The sequence below is a fragment of the Cytobacillus sp. genome, from assembly GCF_964223445.1.
Taxonomy (GTDB): Bacteria; Bacillota; Bacilli; order Bacillales; family Cytobacillaceae; genus Cytobacillus.
This window is the reverse complement of record NZ_CAXQGS010000030.1, coordinates 21,190-37,324: the sequence shown is the minus strand read 5'-3', so window position 1 is coordinate 37,324 and position 16,135 is coordinate 21,190. Positions and strand designations below refer to the sequence as shown.

Genomic DNA, 16,135 nt, shown 5'->3' with positions numbered 1-16,135 from the left:
GTATTCAATTAAACTAATATATCATTTACTTGCCGATATGCAAAAGAAATGATGGAACCTGCATGGTTCCACCAAAGTCAATAGGGTTAATTCCGCAGAAGTATGAGATAATGTGTTAATAACACTTTATATGTTAAAGAAAGAGGGATCAGCGTGAAGCGCAGAAATAAGTTTGAGCATAATGATATTGTGATTCTGATTGACACGGGAGAGAAAGTTACGATCAACAAAACCTGTTATGTGGCGAAAATGAAGAAATACACATATACAATTAAAGAAAAACCAAAAATGTTTTATTTTGAAGAGGAAATGAAGGAGCTTCTTTAGAAAAGTACTATAGAATAGTAAAATTTTTATCCGCAAATGCCCAGTTCTGCGGAAAACGCAAGCTTATTTGCCAGTATGTCATCCCTAAAAGATTATACTGGTCAATTAATTTATATTTTTCTGTAATGCTGCGGATATCTTCAAACCAGACCACATGTTCTTCTTCTCCGTTCCAATATCGGAACCATGGGGATGCTGCATAAGCATCGAATTGAATAATTGCTCCTCTGCTTATAGATAAATTCTGAATGGCTTGCATGGAAAATGAGCGGGTTAGATTATCCGCTGTTCTCCAGTCATATCCATATAATGGCAAAGCTATTTGCAGTTTTTTCGGGTCAATCTGGGTGATCGAATATTTAATGACTTCTTCCACCCACCATAGTGGAGCGACGGGATTAGGAGGACCGGTGGGATAACCATAGTCCATGGTCATGACTGCAACAATATCGGCACCCTCTCCAATTGCTTTATAATCATATGCCCCTATTATCCGGTTTGCCGGGATATCTTCAGTCTTAGCATGTACATTGACATGAAGAACTTTTGGCCCTAAGGCATTCTTTAATTCTTTAATGAATGAATTGAAATCCTGGCGCCTTAATGGCGGGATAAATTCAAAATCAAGACTGATGCCTCCATATCCTTTTTGAGTGACAAAATTTATCAGGCTTAAGATTAAGTTCCTCCTATTTGCCGGACTTTCAAGCACCCCGCCAATCAGTTCTGCATTAAATTCACCTTGTGCAAGATTTCTGATCATCAGCAGCGGAATGACATTCAGCCGGCGGCTTTCTGCCAATATAGCTGTATCGTCCAATTCAATATATGCGTAACCTTCCCTTGTTAAAGAATAGGCAGAAATGGCGATGTAGGTTAAGTACTTTGCTGTTTCCCTGAAAGCGGGTAAAAAAATATCAGGAGAATACGGGACTATGAACCCTAATGTTTCCAATACTAATCTGCTTGGTGATGGAATATTTATCCTCTGTCCGATATATAGCCCCTCCGGCCTTATCTCCGGGTTTGCTGACAGTATAGCATTAATTGTAGTTTGATAACGCTGGGAAATGCTCCATAATGTATCTCCCGGCTTTACAAGATAAGACCTGATAACTGGTCCGCTTACCGGAATGTATAGCGCTAAACCAGGGATGATACCAGGTCCATTCTCAAGGCCATTAGCCGTTCTTATATCCTGGATAGGAACCTTATACCTTTGAGAAATGGTCCAAAGGCTATCGCCTGCCTGAACGATATGAATCCCCATAATGCACCTCTTTTCACTTGCTTTTAAACAGTTTATGGGGGGGGCAAGCCTGAATAGTACCAACTGAGAAATCCAGCCCAATATTAAAATGGTTTTTAAGTTTATCCGGGGACTGATCGCTGGATGAAGGAGGCATTTTAGTTAGCACAAAAAACAAGTGGCTTCAAGAATTCTTGATAGCCACTTTCTCATTTCGCATTAAATCATTACTGATAATCCGCTTCATGCCCGCTCAGGGAATCCATGTGGCTGGCAATCATTGCAATGATTGTGCTTGCCTCTTCTTTGCTGAAGATAAAGTGATCTTCATCTTTGATCATTTCTTCGTCATCTGTCCAAATGCGATTAACTCTGCGAAGGACTCCATCACCGGTTTCCTGCACCACTCCAAACTGATAGGATACCTCCACTTCGTCTTCCTTGAAAAAGGCAGTTACTTCAGGAGTTTCCCACTCTACATCAACTTCTTCAAAGACATCACCTTCGCCGTCAAAAGCATATTCGCCGGCAATGTCGAAATCTTCCTCTTCTGAAACATATATTTCTTCCTCATCTTCAAATTCAAAATGATCCTCATCTTCAACGTTCATATAATCGTGAAGGCTTTCGTGGACTGTATCGATGATGTCTTCAATATCAAAAAGCATCGTTTTCGAAGTATGTCCAAGTTCAAAATCAAAGTCTTCTACATAGAATTCTTCATTATGCGGATCAAAGAAAAGTGTGCAAAAATATTCTCTATCATTATCACTGGTTTCAATAAAAAACTCCATTCTGGGATGCTTGGCACCCCGGTCAATCGACATATGGCCAATCTGATCATATTTACTGCAAATCGATTCAAGATGGTCCTGCAACTCACCGCTTACTCTGTCAAACCATTCAAGTGACATGCTGCATCCCTTCCTCTCAAGGTTTTTCTCACACCTATTTTGCCCATTCGCTATTTATTAAGTATGGGATTATTACCCAATTGAATGGGCCGGGGGATCTCGCTTGATAAACAAAAAGGCACCCAAAACCATGTGGGTGCCAGAAAGAAAAAATTAAACCTGCAGTCCATAGTTGCGGCAAAGAGCTGCCAAACCGCCTGAGAAGCCGCTGCCAATGGCATTGAACTTCCAGTCATTCCCATGGCGGTATAATTCACAGAAAACCACTGCTGTTTCAATGGAAAAATCCTCTCCAAGATCAAAACGCAGCAGCTCCTGATTATTGGATTCATCCACTAATCTTACGAATGCATTGGAAACCTGGCCGAAATTTTGCTGCCTTGATTCTGCATCATGAATCGTAACAGTTATGCCAATACGATGAACATGTGAAGGTATTTTGGTAAAGTCGACAACAAGCTGCTCATCGTCGCCGTCTCCTTCACCTGTACGGTTGTCTCCTGTATGTATAACTGCTCCGCTTGGATGCTGCAGATTATTATAGAAAATAAAATCATGATCGTTTACACATTTACTGGTGTCATCAGCAAGAAATGCAGAGGCGTCAAGGTCGAAATCATGTCCGCCGCTATATCTGTTCGTATCCCAGCCCAGTCCGATAATGGCTTTAGTCAGGCCAGGATTTGTTTTAGTCAGATCAATTCTTTGACCTTTTGATAATTGAATACCCAAGATAATCACTCCTTCATAACACAAATCCTTTTTTCACGACAGATCATTGATATGTGGGGAATTTACCCTAAAGAGGAAGCCAGGAAAAGCGGCTGCTCTGCCTGGCAATAATGAAACTTAACCTATCTGCAGACCGAAGTCAGTCGCAATACGGGCAAGTCCTCCCTGATAGCCTGAACCAACGGCAGAAAATTTCCATTCTCCATTATGACGGTATAATTCGCCCACAACAATGGCCGTTTCAATGGAGAAGTCTTCTCCTAAATCATAACGGATTAATTCTTCATTTGTTTCTTCATTAATGATTCTTGCAAATGCATTGGAAACCTGTCCAAAATTTTGACCGCGGCCCTCGCCATCATGAATCGTAATGACAAAGGAAATCTTCTCAATGGAAGCAGGAACAGCGCTAAGGTTAACTTTGACTTGCTCGTCATCACCATCTCCCTCACCTGTTCTGTTATCTCCTGTATGCAGGACCGAGCCGTTGCCGCCTTCAAGCTGGTTGTAGAAAATAAAATCTTTATCAGATGCACACTTGCCGTTTGCATCTAATAAAAATACACTGGCATCAAGGTCAAAGTCCAATCCTCCATCATATTTATTCGTATCCCAGCCGAGTCCAACTATTACATTAGACAACCCAGGATTAGTTTTTGTTAAATCAATTTTCTGCCCTTTCGATAAAGAAATACCCAACGTTCATCCATCCTTTCAAGTTCAATAATTTTACAAGAACTATCGCAATCATATTTGCGACTAAAACTATGTACCCTTTAAGTGTAAACGTTTCAATAGAAATCGTAAACCGATTTGCCATTGGGCTGGGAAAAAAGTTTCAATCCCTCCATACATATCTTCATGGATAATTCTGTTCCTTCCTTTTTTGCCGGTCATTCTTTATAATATCTTGTTGGATAGCTGGATATTAGAAAAGGGGTGAAGGCGTATGGCCGAGCTAAAGCAGCTGATTTTTTTTGATTTTGAAATGCTATGCAGCAAAAATGGTATGCTTTTTGAAGATATGGAGGCCATTCGCCTTGGTGCTGTAAAATTTGAACTTGAAACGGGTAAGGTTACTGGATTTGACAGCTTCATCCGTCCGCAGCAGGACTCACCGCTAAGCCCATTCTGCAAGGAATTGACGGGGATATCCGACTCTGATCTCAAAACAGCAGATGACTTTTCTGAGGTGTTTAAAGATTTTCTCTTTTGGGTCGGCGGAGTAAAAAAAACAAGATTTTTTTCCTGGTCAACCAGTGACATCTTAAGATTGAAAGCCGATGCATTCAGGCATAATCTTCCGCAGGCAACTATTGATAAAATTACTAAAAGATATGTCAACTTTCAGGCTATTTTTACAAAAAGAGCTTCCCGGACTGCAGCTTCAGTTGAAAAAGCATTGTCATTCTATGAGCTTTCTTTTATCGGCGAACCGCATCATCCCATGTTTGACGCTTATAATACTTTACGGATATATCAATCATTTGAAGAACAGGATGTAAAGACTGATTTAATTATGCTGCAGCAGTTTATATTTCAGGAAGATGAACTCCCTCCTATTGAAAGACTCAGCCAGGAACTTAAGAATATTTTCCAAAAAGACTTGATAGAATTCTACTCCCATTTAAATGATGCATTTCGTATGAAGGATGCCTGGAAATTGATAAAGAAAACTAAAAAACTTGTTGAAAAATATGAGAATATCCTTCTCAGCTGTTCAGGCATTTTTGATGAAGATATAACTTCTAACGTTGAGGAATTAATCACTTTTTATCAGGAACTTCAAACAGCCTACAAAGAGCATTGTTCCGACACATCAAAAATTATGATTCTGCATGAGCAAATGGTTGAACCGCTGCAGAAAATATGCGGATAAAATGAGGCGACAAATCAGTTGCCTCTTTTTTTTATGCTGAAAGATTAATTCGGTTCAGCACCCTTTGTGATGCTGATCTTTTAACTTGGTATTCTTTGAAATTTTAGAGATAATAACAATGCAAATAAAATTGGGAGCTGATACGTTTGGATAGAGTGCAGATGGCAGAGGATCTGTCGTTTTCAAGAATCGTACATGGTCTATGGAGACTGGCTGACTGGAAAGTTTCAGATGAAGAAATAATCACTTTAATAGAAAGGTGCTTTGAGCTGGGTATAACGACATTTGATCATGCCGATATTTATGGCAGCTATACATGTGAAAGCCTGTTTGGAAGGGCTCTTGAGAAAAAGCCGGAGCTCCGCGAAAAAATGGAAATTGTAACGAAATGCGGGATTGTACTCCAATCACCAAACCGCCCTGAGCATAAATCCCATCATTACAATACTGGAAAAAACCATATTATTGCTTCGGTTGAGAAGTCTTTGCAAAATCTGAAAACAGATTACATAGATACCTTGCTCATTCATCGTCCCGATCCTTTTATGGATCCGGAAGAAGTTGCTGAGGCATTTTCAGCTTTAAAGGCTGCCGGCAAGGTAAGGCATTTTGGAGTATCCAATTTTAAAAGCCATCAGTTTACAATGCTTCAGTCATACCTTGATATGAATCTGATTACAAATCAAATTGAACTTTCTGCTTATCATCTGGAGAATTATGAGGATGGCACATTAAATCTGTGCATGGAAAAAAGAATCGCTCCGATGGCCTGGTCCCCTTTGGCCGGCGGCAAAATTTTTAGCGGTACTGAAGAAAAATCGGCACGCCTTAGAGCAGCATTACATAAAGTCGCAGAGGAAATCGGGGCAAGTGATATTGATGAAGTTTTATTTGCCTGGCTATTAAATCATCCTGCCCGAATCATGCCAATTGTCGGATCCGGCAAGATTGAAAGAGTTGAACGTGCAGCCGGGTCATTATCTTACAAACTTAACAGGGACCAGTGGTTTGAGATTCTTCAAAGTTCAATGGGGCATGATGTGCCTTAATACATACAAACAGCCCTATTCCTTTGAGAATAGGGCTGTTTGCTGCATTTATTGGAAAACGCTGTTGAAAGCAGGAGCAGATAGTTCCACTTCTTTAAAAACTTTAGTCATTGAATTGATATACTCCTCTTTAAATGGCTCGGCTTCCGCCATGTCCTCAGATCCTGCTTTTACCAGCTCAGCTTTTTTAGCATAGTATTGAGATAAGCTATCAACTGCAGCTTCAATATCCTTAGTGTAGTCTGTTAATTCTTCTGGTACTGACACGGCTTTCGCTTCCTTTTCAAAAGCTGCAGCTGCTTCAGCCGGATCCTGACCTTCAGCGGTCAAGTTTGCATCGGTGTTTCGGATTACTTTTGTCACTTCTCCCTGATAGTTTAGCAGAGCCGAGCGCACTTCTTTCGCTTCATCAGCGGCCTCTGTCTCTGTCGCCTCTGCTGCCGGCTCTTCTTTTTCTTCCCCTTTAGAAGCTTCTTCGTTTGAGCATGCTCCAAGCATTAGTGTCAGTACAGCTGCTGAAAGCAAGAACGATAATTTCTTCATGTAATGATCCTCTCCTTCTTTTTGTTTTAGAGGTAGTTTTGGTTGGTCCCCTATGTAGTCAGATCCATGACATTTACTGCCAATTTACTGACAATTAATAATTTACCTATTATTTCAATTTTTTGCAATACTTTTATTGCGATTTACGAAATTTTTTCCAGGGAGCGGGAGCATCATGCTCATTTGTGTGTCCCAATATCAAATTTCAAATGTTTAGGCTTTTATAGGATAGTGCCCATCCATCTCAAAAAGGGCTGGCATAGCCTATTAAAAAAGTGAAAATGAGGAGTGTTCCTATGGCCAAACAATCAAATGAGGCTGTATTCCCTAAGCTTTATCTAAGCCATCCAGATACTGTTTCCAATCAGGGTACTTATCGCCTCAACTATCTCCAGGAGGTTTTGAAAGAACAGCAAGCTGTTAATACCCGATTATCTGAAACATATGACAATATGAAAAATCAGCTCGATGATTCCTTTACTGACATGAGTAAACTCGTAAAAAGAGCAGCTGGTAAACAAAATAATCATATTGAGCATTTGGCAGCTAAGCTTAAAAAGCAGGATGCTTTTTTAATGAGTTTTCTGGAAATGATGAACCAGCGCGAAAAGGAAAATGATACTTTGAATAAAAGGCTGGCTGCATTGGAGGAAATAAATAATGCAATACTGGAAACTCTTGAAAATGAAGAGCCGGTAAATCAGAAGATACTTGAACATGTATCATTCCAGGAAGCGGAAACTCAGGCACTTTCCCGAAAGTTTGATAAATTTGACGATTTTACTGAGGAAGCTGTTTCAAATTTTAAAGCACAGGGAGAAATGAATGCAGAATTATGCAAAAAGCTTGACGTACAGGAGGTATTTCATAATACCGTAATGGAACGTTTAGAGCAGCAGTTTACTGCATTTTCAGAGGAAGCTGAGAAAAAGTTTAAAACACAGGAGCAAATGAAAGAAGAATTAAACAAACAGCTTGGTGTACAGGAACAGGCAAGCAAGTCGATAATGGAACGCTTAGATCGACAGGAAGCAATCACAGAAAAAATCAGCAGGCAAGTAGACAATCTTAAATCGGCTGTCTACGAGAGGGCCTCCCACCTTTCTGAACGCTTTGAAAATAGTTTTAAGCTGCTGGCAAAACCAGTCCACAGTTTCTTTGTAAATCAGGAGGAAAAAGCAAAACAAAGGAATGATAAAGAGTAAAAGAAAGAAGGCACCCGGTAAAGTGCCTTCTTTTCTGGTTTTAATCTAGAATCGTAACTTTAACTGTTTTTCTGCCGAAATTAATTGCGTCTTCCTGAGAAGGCATAAAGATATCGATCTTGTTGCCTTTAATGGCTCCGCCAGTATCACCTGCGACAGCATTACCATAACCTTCAACATGGACTTTAGTTCCAAGAGGTATCACATTTGGATCCACAGAGATTACTTTTTGATCCGGATTTTCTTTTAAATTGATTCCTGTAGCAGTAATTCCTGAGCACCCTTCACAATTGGCCGTGTAGGCTGTTGCTTCCATATTCAGCACTTTTTGAGCTTTTTCTTCATTTGCAGTTTCCGCCGGCTTTTCTCCTTGAGGCTCAGCAGCAGACTGGGATTCCGCAGCAGGCTTGGCAGTCTCAGATGCAGGCTTTGATTCCGCAGCAGGTTTAGCTGTTTCTGGATTTGATGCTGCTGGCTTTGCTTCCGGAGCAGGCTGTGATTTTTCAACTGGCTGTGCAGCTTTCTCAGCTGACTGTGTTTGATTTGCTGCAGGCTGTTCAGTCTTTTGCACAGGAGCTAAAACTGTCTCTGCAGGTTTTTCTGATTTGGCTGCAGCTTCCTTAATTGGAGAAACTGCAGCATTAACTGCTTTAGCATTCGGATAAAGGATTAACTCATCGTCCGGCAGAATTAGATCAGAGCTTAAGCTGTTCCATTCTTTGATTGCCTCTGCTGTGACGTTATGTTCTCTTGCTATATCCCAAAGTGTATCGCCTTTTGATACTATGTATTTCTTTTCCGGATATACATTAATTACATCATCTGGATGGATGATATGAGAAGACAGCCCATTCCATTCTTTTATCATGTCAACTGGTGTATTATATGTTTGGGAAAAATCCCAAAGTGTATCGCCTTTTTTTACTATCACTTCTTCTGCTTGTACATTAGCACCAGCTGTTCCGGTAATTGCCGCAGCAGCTACAAAAGATAAAATTGATTTTTTCATGTTGTTAAAACCTCCCGTATAGCTCGTTTTTAGCTAACGGGGTTAATAATAACATGGAATCTTTACTAAAAAAGAACAAACAGATAATAATCCAGTTACGCATATAACAGAACGATAACAAACACATTTCAGAGAAATGGGCTCTAAAAAACGAAATGAATGTTTTTCCTTGATATCATGGGAATCTCTCTAATGTTATGATTTTTTTCCTATAAATTGGAACATCAATTATTAAACAGGACAGGAATTAATTTCTAACAAAAAAGCCAATCCTTTTGGATTGACTATGCAGATTTCGCAGGCAGAACAATATTGAATGTTGTACCTTTATTTAATTCACTCTCGATAAATACTTTTCCGTTATGGCTTTCGATAATTTTAAAGCTGACCATCAGGCCTAAGCCGTTCCCATTTTTTTTGGTTGTAAAAAAAGGCTCTCCGATATTTTTCAGTTTTTCCTGCGGGATTCCTACACCTGTATCCTGAATTGCAATTTGAACCTGGTTATTGATGATTCCGGCTCTAACGGTGATGCATCCTCCATCAGGCATCGCTTCAATTCCATTTTTAATAAAATTAAGGAAGACTTGTTTTAGCCGATTTTCGTCACATTCAATCTGAATGATATCCTGTTTATATTCGAAACCAATTTTCACGTCTCTTTTTCGAGCTTCAAATTCCAAAAAAGAAACGACATTTTTAATAATTGGTATGATATCCCTTTCTTCCAGTTCTGCGGCTTTTGGCTTAGCGAGAACCATAAAATCTTCTACTATATTATTAACCCGGTCAATCTCATCTAAAATGATGCTTAAGTACTCCTGCCTCTCTTCATCTGTCTCATCCAGCTGCAGGAATTCTGTATATCCTTTCATGGTTGTGAGCGGATTGCGGATTTCATGGGCAACCCCCGCAGCAAGCTGGCCAACTGCTGCCAGTTTGTCCTGCCGATGCAAAACTTCTTCTGTTTTTTTTCTTTCTGATATATCGTTTCTTATTGCTAAATATTGATAAGGTTTTCCGCTTGCGTTCAGGAAAGGCACAATCGTAGTATGAACCCAGTAATAAGATCCGTCTTTTGCTTTATTGCGTATTTCCCCTTTCCATACTTCTCCCAGGCCAATTGTTTTCCATAGGTTCTTAAAGAATTCTTTTGAATGAAGTCCTGAATTTAAAATAGAGTGATTCTGTCCTATCAGTTCTTCCCTGCTGTACTGAGAGATTTCACAAAATTTCTCATTAACATTGGTTATGGTTCCTTTTTCATCTGTAAAGGCAATAATGGAAGACTGATCAAGCGCAAATTTAATATCGTTTACCTCTTTCAGAGATTTTTTAAGGCTGGCTTCAGCAGATTTCAAGGCCGATATATCTGTCCGGATGGAAACATACTGATAGGGTTTATTCTTTTTATTAAGAAAAGGGACAATTGTAGTTTCAACCCAATAAAAGCTTCCGTCTTTTGCTTTATTGCGTATTTCCCCTTTCCATATTTCCCCTGATCCAATTGTTTTCCATAAAGTTTGAAAAAATTCCGGCGGATAAAAACCCGAATTTAAGATATTGTGATTTTTGCCAAGCAGTTCATGTTCTTCATATTTAGATATCTCAACAAATTTATCATTCACATAAGTGATGATGCCCTTTGGATCTGTAATTGCCACTATAGAGGATTCATCGAGCGCAGCCTGAATATCATGTAAACGGGTGTCGCTTGCTTCCAGCCGCTTGCTGATTAAAGTGCTTGAAGCAATGAGCCCGCTCAGGATAAGAATCCCTGCAAAAAATACAAGATAAATCAGAAAAGTTTCCGGTGAGCCTCCTCCCGTGCTAATTTCTCCATTTGAATAGAACGATGACGATCGGATCAGCAGAAAATAACCCTCCACAATGGCTCCGGTGAAAATGAGTGCACTTAAGGGCTTAATCCAGAAAGGTCTGGAGTTCGAAAGACTTTTCGAATAAAAGAGCATCCATAGTGAAAATAAAAAAGAAACAAAAATGATCAGTGCGGAAATGAAAAATATGATAGGGCCAAACTGCACATTCATACCCACAGCAAACATTCCCGTTACATGGATAGATAGGACCGCCATTGTTAAAAAGAAGCTTCCCGCAAATAGATTGCCTGCTTTCAGCTGCCGGTCGATTACAGTATTAAAAGCCATACCGGTAAAGGAAATGCCAAAAGCCATGGACAATAATGTTAGCGGAATATTATAACTTCCTGAAGCACTTATGTTGATGGCGACCATGCCAATAAAGTTCATAATCCATATCCCGATTCCAAGGGAAAAAGTTCCGCCTAAGAACAAAAATTTCTGGTTTCTCTCAGATGATTTAATCAGTGTAAATAAATCTAATGCTGTATAAGAAGCCATAATGGTAAGTATTACGGCCACGAATATTAATATCGGATTAAAAGAAACAATTATCTCAGTCATCGCAGGCTGTTAGCCCCCTCAATTTTACTTTTATTAAATATGATTGTAATAGAATCATTCCAGCCTTGGAAGGGGCTGTGCGAAATAAAGTCAGAAGTTCATTGGAAGAGATTTTGCAGTTAAGCTAGAAATGATTAGATGATTTTACCCCATGTTTTCGGACTTGTTCCTATGGATTTCCCTTTCTGCTGTCCGAATGGTGACCAAGTTCGGACTGGCTCCTCCGGATTTCCGCTTTTGCTGTCCGAATGGTGACCAAATTTTTTTACCCAAAAACATAATAAATAAAATTTTTAAAAAATTTAATCAAACCACTTCACATTTAATTTCGTTTGGTATATACTGTACTACAACAGATGAACACTAAATAAACTGTATTATAAAAAGGAGGAAAATTCATGATCAAAAGTCCAGTTGAATTTTTTAGAACTCTTCCCAAAAAGGTATGCCCGGAGTGCGGCCAAACAGTCAAGGAACAGGCAGAATCCTATTTAATGGAATGTGATCGGTGTCTTTCAAAAAAAATGGAGTAGCACAAAAAGCGGAGGGCTTCAGGCCCTCCGCTTTTTTAATTTCTGTTATTTTCTGCCATTTCCACTTAAAAGCAAACTCAAGCTGTTACAGTACAGTTAATTTAAAATGTTTGAAAAGTCTATAAATTTACCAAACCTTCCTGTATAATTGTCCCATAATCTCTTTATTTAGAGAATCGAAATAGGAGGGATCGTTAATGGTTCAAACAGAAGTAACTCGATTAAAGCGTGTTGAGGTACCGGAAGATCGTACCTGGAAAGTGGAGGATTTATTTTCTTTAGAGGAAGATTGGCATAAAGAAATTAGAAATATAGATAAGGATCTTACTGTTTTTGAGCAGTTCAAGGGAAAGCTCCATGAAGGCCCGCAACTATTACTGGGCTGCCTTTCCGCTCAGGAAAAGCTCTCCATCCGATTGGTTCAAGCTGGAACGTATGCTAGTTTGCGTCAGTCGGAGGATGGAACAAATCCAAACAATCAGGCAAATTCATCCATACTTGCATCTTTAAGAGCAAAAGCAGCCTCCACTCTTTCGTTTATTGACTCTGAATTAATTTCCTTGCCTGAAGGCACGATTGAAAAATACATAGAAAATGAAAGCGGCCTGGAGCCTTTCAGGAAACAGCTGACAGATCTTCTTGAATCAAAGAAGCACAGGCTTTCTCCAGAGACGGAAGAAGCTCTGGCAGCATTGGGTGAAGTCCATGGAGCTCCGTATAATGTGTATCAGGCTGCAAAACTTGCTGACATGCCATTTTCCTCTTTTAAAGACAGTAAAGGAAACGATATGCCAAACTCTTTTGCTCTTTACGAAGATCGTTATGAGTTTTCGTCAGATACTGCCATCAGAAGGAATGCCTATGTCTCATTTACAGATTCACTGGAAAACTATAAGAATACATTTGCCTCTGCCTATTCTGCCGAGGTGAAAAAGCAGGTAGCGCTTGCAAAGCTGAGAAAATACAGTTCAGCCACACAAATGCTCCTGGATTCCCAGCATGTTACAGAGGAAATGTACAACAATCAGCTGAATATTATCCAAAAAGAGCTTGCCCCCCATATGCGCAGATATGCTCAGTTAAAAAGAAAAGTTCTGGGATTGGATAAGATGCTTTTTTGTGACCTGAAGGCTCCTCTTGATCCGGAGTTCAATCCTGAAACAACATTTGAAGAAGCATCTAAAGTCATATTAGAGGCTCTCAAAGTAATGGGACCAGAGTATACGGATATAATGAAGAAAGGCTTGACTGAACGCTGGGTTGATTTGGCTGACAATGTAGGAAAATCTACGGGTGCATTTTGTTCAAGTCCGTATGGATCGCATCCATTCATCCTGATTACATGGACAGACACGATGCGCGGTGCTTTTGTTCTCGCTCATGAGCTTGGGCATGCGGGTCATTTCTATTTGGCCAATAAATATCAGCGTATAATGAATACCCGACCTTCAACTTATTTTGTAGAAGCTCCCTCAACACTTAACGAATTGCTGCTTGGACAGCATTTAATGGCAGGCACTGAAGATAAGAGAATGAAGCGCTGGGTAATTCTTCAGCTGCTTGGAACTTATTATCACAACTTTGTCACACACCTTCTCGAGGGAGAATATCAGCGAAGAATATATAATCTTGCTGATAAGGGGATTCCGTTAACGGCAAAAACACTTTCAGATCAAAAGATGGAAACACTTGCTGAATTCTGGGGTGATACGGTTGAACTGGATGATAAGGCGGCTTTAACCTGGATGAGACAGCCTCATTATTACATGGGACTCTATCCATATACGTATTCAGCTGGTTTGACTGCTTCCACTGCTATGGCACAGAGCATTCAAGAGGAAGGACAGCCTGCCATTGAACGCTGGCTTGATGTTTTAAAAGCTGGCGGAACGAAAAAGCCGCTCGATCTCCTCAAGAGTGCAGGCATTGATATGTCCAAGCCAGATCCAATCCGCAAAGCCGTAAGCTATGTGGGGACCTTGGTGGATGAATTGGAAAACAGCTATGTTTAACAAGAACCCCCTCCGTTTTTTGGAGGGGGTTAAGTTTAGAATTTATAGGTTTTATGTGAGATTTATTCAGTCAGAAATGCAGGTTATGACCTTCTTAAAGGCATATTAAGCGGGTTTAAACTATTGGTCTTCTCTATAAAAATGAAACCGTCATACCTGAGTGAGATCTGAGTGGGCACATAATTACCATCCTGTTCATATTCAGGATTATAGACAACTCCGATAGCCCGGTGTCCGATAGAATCTGTGAATAAATCCCGGTTTTCTTCGGTAAACAGCAAAGCCTTATCACCCGGGCCAGCCTTTTGAAGGGCATCTTCCCAGCTCCCTGCCTGTGCTGTGGGCACCTCCATAACCTGCATCTCCTCCCCCCATTGCTCTGCAGCTATAACGGTACCTGCGTGAGTGCCAAATCCTAGTGCGAAAACCTGATCTTCCCCATACTTTTCCCGGAGGATCTGCCCAACATTAACAAGCCCCTCTTCTTTCATATCTGTTGCCCTGGCATCTCCGATATGGGTATTGTGTTCCCAAACGATGACTTTGGCATCTTTTCCATAATACTCCGATACTTCCTCCAGTGCATTCACCATATGATGGTCCCTAATATTCCAGTCGTCATGACCGCCTTTTACCATTGCTCGATAATAGTTTTCTGCATTCAGGGCAACAAGGCTATTTATTAAGAGGTTCAGTGATTCTTCTTCATAGTTCCTGGTATGTTCCCACTTATTTTTTATTTTTAGTAAAAGTTCGGCAACTTCCTTGTCGCAAGCTTCCCCATAAAATTCTGCAGCCACTGCATAATTTTCAGGCTTCCTGTGAAAGGGTTCAAAGCAGGCAAATGCTCTTTTAGCAGCTTCCAGCTCTGCTGCACCCTTTGTCTCCAGAAGTTTTATTATCTCATTCATCGATTCCCATAGGCTATATATATCAATGCCATAGAAACCTGCCTTTAGATTATGTTCGTTAATCAGCTGATTATGATTATAAAGCCAGGTTATTAGATCTTTAATTTCCTCATTTGCCCACATCCATGTCGGCCACCGGTTAAAATCTTTCAATGCATCAAGGGGGCTCAGTCGCGCATAGCCTTTAACATACTTGTTTACAGTAAAGCAGGAAGGCCAGTCTCCTTCCACTGCGATACAATTGAACCCTTTTTGTTCAATTAGCCTTTTAGATATTTCCGCTCTAATTGTATAAAATTCTGATGTTCCGTGTGAAGCTTCTCCCAATAATACAAATTTCGCTTCCCCGGCTGCTTTAATAATCCGGTCAAGCCCATATGAATCGCTTAACAAGAATGCTTCTTTTTGAATAGCTGTAATCAAGCCCTTATTTTCTTCGATTTTTATCACCTCATTCAAAACCTATATGGTTACTTTGCCCATTTTAATTAGGATTAATATGGTTGAATATAAGAACAATGCAGAGAGAAAACTTTAAAGAAAGATGCTCGAATATCTATACCAGAAGGAGTTTTACTAATGAAAGAAAACGATGAGAAGTACCTGACATATGCACCAAAAGAGGAGATGGTAACCATTGAAACAGGTGGCATATTTCCAAATTTAAAACATGCAGCTGGGGATTCAGTTGATGAACATGAACAGCAGGAAATGGCAAATGCTATTATAGGTGCAAAAGAAATTGGACAGCAGAACGAAAACCTATAAATTAAAGGAGTGAGTGGATTGGAGACAATCGATCCTAAAAAGGTGAAATCTGGTGATGAGGTTTTTGTTATATATCATAACCCTCATACTCCAAGTGTAGCAAACGTCAGGCCGGCTGAAATTGTACAGCATCCTAAAGATCCTAATGCAGTGGCCCTCTTCCTTAATGAATCATTCCATTTAATAGAAGAAGATGATGCCTTATTTTCTTCTGAAAAAGACGCAGAACAGGCCTTTCAGGAATTATATGGAGATTATTGAAATTAATAAAGAAAGACTGTTATTTACCAGACAACAGTCTTTCTTTATATCTTGATTATAGAATTTGAGGCAATTCCCTCATTTCGGCAGTTGTTTCATCACCGCATAATGGGCATTTTAAATCTGAAGAGGCAAAATCTTTTCTCATCCAGCCATTGCAGCTATTACAGGAATACACCTCTGTGTCCAGCATTACAATTTCTGGCTTGTCATCTTGGCCTTTTTTATTGAAAAAAATTGGAAACGCCCCCTTTTTTTCTTAGTATGGCCAAAAAAAGAGAAAATTATTGAAAATGTTT

General features: G+C 39.8%; 17 protein-coding genes. 8 read left to right on the top strand and 9 right to left on the bottom strand.

Annotated elements, in window-relative coordinates; genetic code table 11:
• Positions 1 to 153 precede the first annotated feature (153 nt).
• The gene (locus ACEQ1T_RS04460) at positions 154 to 327 is read left to right on the top strand and encodes a hypothetical protein (protein WP_019379882.1); all 174 of its coding nucleotides are present in this window, start codon (positions 154 to 156) and stop codon (positions 325 to 327) included.
• A 7-nt stretch (positions 328 to 334) separates the two neighbouring features.
• Here the strand turns inward: ACEQ1T_RS04460 and ACEQ1T_RS04455 are convergent, their stop codons facing one another.
• From ACEQ1T_RS04455 to ACEQ1T_RS04440, 4 genes are all read right to left on the bottom strand, one after another.
• Positions 335 to 1,597, bottom strand: coding sequence for a glycosyl hydrolase family 18 protein (locus tag ACEQ1T_RS04455; RefSeq protein WP_370221872.1), 1,263 nt, complete (start codon positions 1,595 to 1,597; stop codon positions 335 to 337).
• 206 nt (positions 1,598 to 1,803) lie between these two features.
• Positions 1,804 to 2,490 carry a hypothetical protein gene (locus ACEQ1T_RS04450; protein WP_370221871.1) on the bottom strand — a complete coding sequence of 229 codons (687 nt, stop codon included), beginning with the start codon at positions 2,488 to 2,490 and terminating at the stop codon, positions 1,804 to 1,806.
• Positions 2,491 to 2,643: 153 nt separating this feature from the next.
• Positions 2,644 to 3,222: a TerD family protein gene (locus ACEQ1T_RS04445; RefSeq protein ID WP_206839808.1), complete on the bottom strand. Its 579-nt coding sequence runs from the start codon at positions 3,220 to 3,222 to the stop codon at positions 2,644 to 2,646.
• A gap of 117 nt (positions 3,223 to 3,339) precedes the next feature.
• On the bottom strand, positions 3,340 to 3,921 hold the full coding sequence (locus ACEQ1T_RS04440) for a TerD family protein (protein ID WP_206839807.1): 582 nt from the start codon (positions 3,919 to 3,921) through the stop codon (positions 3,340 to 3,342).
• A gap of 250 nt (positions 3,922 to 4,171) precedes the next feature.
• On the opposite strand from ACEQ1T_RS04440, the gene ACEQ1T_RS04435 reads away from it, so the two are divergent.
• Positions 4,172 to 5,101, top strand: coding sequence for a 3'-5' exonuclease (locus ACEQ1T_RS04435; protein WP_370221869.1), 930 nt, complete (start codon positions 4,172 to 4,174; stop codon positions 5,099 to 5,101).
• A 146-nt stretch (positions 5,102 to 5,247) separates the two neighbouring features.
• Positions 5,248 to 6,150 carry an aldo/keto reductase family oxidoreductase gene (locus tag ACEQ1T_RS04430; protein WP_370221868.1) on the top strand — a complete coding sequence of 301 codons (903 nt, stop codon included), beginning with the start codon at positions 5,248 to 5,250 and terminating at the stop codon, positions 6,148 to 6,150.
• A 48-nt stretch (positions 6,151 to 6,198) separates the two neighbouring features.
• On the opposite strand, the gene ACEQ1T_RS04425 is transcribed toward ACEQ1T_RS04430, so the two are convergent.
• A complete protein-coding gene (locus ACEQ1T_RS04425; RefSeq protein WP_370221867.1) occupies positions 6,199 to 6,693 on the bottom strand; it encodes a hypothetical protein in 495 nt (164 codons plus the stop codon).
• 296 nt (positions 6,694 to 6,989) lie between these two features.
• Here ACEQ1T_RS04425 and ACEQ1T_RS04420 point away from each other — a divergent pair, with 296 nt between their 5' ends.
• Positions 6,990 to 7,898: a hypothetical protein gene (locus ACEQ1T_RS04420; protein WP_370221866.1), complete on the top strand. Its 909-nt coding sequence runs from the start codon at positions 6,990 to 6,992 to the stop codon at positions 7,896 to 7,898.
• A 40-nt stretch (positions 7,899 to 7,938) separates the two neighbouring features.
• Here the strand turns inward: ACEQ1T_RS04420 and ACEQ1T_RS04415 are convergent, their stop codons facing one another.
• Together ACEQ1T_RS04415 and ACEQ1T_RS04410 are read right to left on the bottom strand one after the other, a co-directional pair.
• Positions 7,939 to 8,907, bottom strand: coding sequence for a LysM peptidoglycan-binding domain-containing protein (locus tag ACEQ1T_RS04415; protein ID WP_370221865.1), 969 nt, complete (start codon positions 8,905 to 8,907; stop codon positions 7,939 to 7,941).
• A 284-nt stretch (positions 8,908 to 9,191) separates the two neighbouring features.
• Positions 9,192 to 11,351, bottom strand: coding sequence for a PAS domain S-box protein (locus ACEQ1T_RS04410; protein WP_370221864.1), 2,160 nt, complete (start codon positions 11,349 to 11,351; stop codon positions 9,192 to 9,194).
• A 398-nt stretch (positions 11,352 to 11,749) separates the two neighbouring features.
• Between ACEQ1T_RS04410 and yhfH the strand changes: the two genes are divergently transcribed.
• Positions 11,750 to 11,884: a protein YhfH gene (gene yhfH, locus ACEQ1T_RS04405; RefSeq protein ID WP_009334590.1), complete on the top strand. Its 135-nt coding sequence runs from the start codon at positions 11,750 to 11,752 to the stop codon at positions 11,882 to 11,884.
• 197 nt (positions 11,885 to 12,081) lie between these two features.
• Positions 12,082 to 13,896 (top strand): oligoendopeptidase F, encoded by a 1,815-nt coding sequence (gene pepF, locus ACEQ1T_RS04400; protein ID WP_370221863.1) that lies wholly within the window; start codon positions 12,082 to 12,084, stop codon positions 13,894 to 13,896.
• An 83-nt stretch (positions 13,897 to 13,979) separates the two neighbouring features.
• On the opposite strand, the gene ACEQ1T_RS04395 is transcribed toward pepF, so the two are convergent.
• Positions 13,980 to 15,257, bottom strand: coding sequence for an erythromycin esterase family protein (locus ACEQ1T_RS04395; protein WP_370221862.1), 1,278 nt, complete (start codon positions 15,255 to 15,257; stop codon positions 13,980 to 13,982).
• Positions 15,258 to 15,386: 129 nt separating this feature from the next.
• Here ACEQ1T_RS04395 and ACEQ1T_RS04390 point away from each other — a divergent pair, with 129 nt between their 5' ends.
• Entirely contained in the window at positions 15,387 to 15,575 is a 189-nt protein-coding gene (locus ACEQ1T_RS04390; protein WP_370221861.1) for a hypothetical protein, read from the top strand.
• 9 nt (positions 15,576 to 15,584) lie between these two features.
• Positions 15,585 to 15,836, top strand: a complete 252-nt coding sequence (locus ACEQ1T_RS04385) for a transcriptional regulator SplA domain-containing protein (RefSeq protein WP_370221860.1) — start codon at positions 15,585 to 15,587, stop codon at positions 15,834 to 15,836.
• A 55-nt stretch (positions 15,837 to 15,891) separates the two neighbouring features.
• On the opposite strand, the gene ACEQ1T_RS04380 is transcribed toward ACEQ1T_RS04385, so the two are convergent.
• Entirely contained in the window at positions 15,892 to 16,074 is a 183-nt protein-coding gene (locus ACEQ1T_RS04380) for a cold-inducible protein YdjO-related protein (RefSeq protein WP_197217094.1), read from the bottom strand.
• Between the last annotated feature and the right edge of the window lie 61 nt (positions 16,075 to 16,135).

What these genes read in the sequence shown, in the direction of transcription:
- ACEQ1T_RS04415 (WP_370221865.1), bottom strand. Translation starts at nt 8,907, where the DNA reads ATGAAAAAATCAATTTTATCTTTTGTAGCTGCTGCGGCAATTACCGGA.
- ACEQ1T_RS04410 (WP_370221864.1), bottom strand. Translation starts at nt 11,351, where the DNA reads ATGACTGAGATAATTGTTTCTTTTAATCCGATATTAATATTCGTGGCC.
- ACEQ1T_RS04425 (WP_370221867.1), bottom strand. Translation starts at nt 6,693, where the DNA reads ATGAAGAAATTATCGTTCTTGCTTTCAGCAGCTGTACTGACACTAATG.
- pepF (WP_370221863.1), top strand. Translation starts at nt 12,082, where the DNA reads ATGGTTCAAACAGAAGTAACTCGATTAAAGCGTGTTGAGGTACCGGAA.
- ACEQ1T_RS04390 (WP_370221861.1), top strand. Translation starts at nt 15,387, where the DNA reads ATGAAAGAAAACGATGAGAAGTACCTGACATATGCACCAAAAGAGGAG.
- ACEQ1T_RS04420 (WP_370221866.1), top strand. Translation starts at nt 6,990, where the DNA reads ATGGCCAAACAATCAAATGAGGCTGTATTCCCTAAGCTTTATCTAAGC.
- ACEQ1T_RS04455 (WP_370221872.1), bottom strand. Translation starts at nt 1,597, where the DNA reads ATGGGGATTCATATCGTTCAGGCAGGCGATAGCCTTTGGACCATTTCT.
- yhfH (WP_009334590.1), top strand. Translation starts at nt 11,750, where the DNA reads ATGATCAAAAGTCCAGTTGAATTTTTTAGAACTCTTCCCAAAAAGGTA.
- ACEQ1T_RS04435 (WP_370221869.1), top strand. Translation starts at nt 4,172, where the DNA reads ATGGCCGAGCTAAAGCAGCTGATTTTTTTTGATTTTGAAATGCTATGC.
- ACEQ1T_RS04450 (WP_370221871.1), bottom strand. Translation starts at nt 2,490, where the DNA reads ATGTCACTTGAATGGTTTGACAGAGTAAGCGGTGAGTTGCAGGACCAT.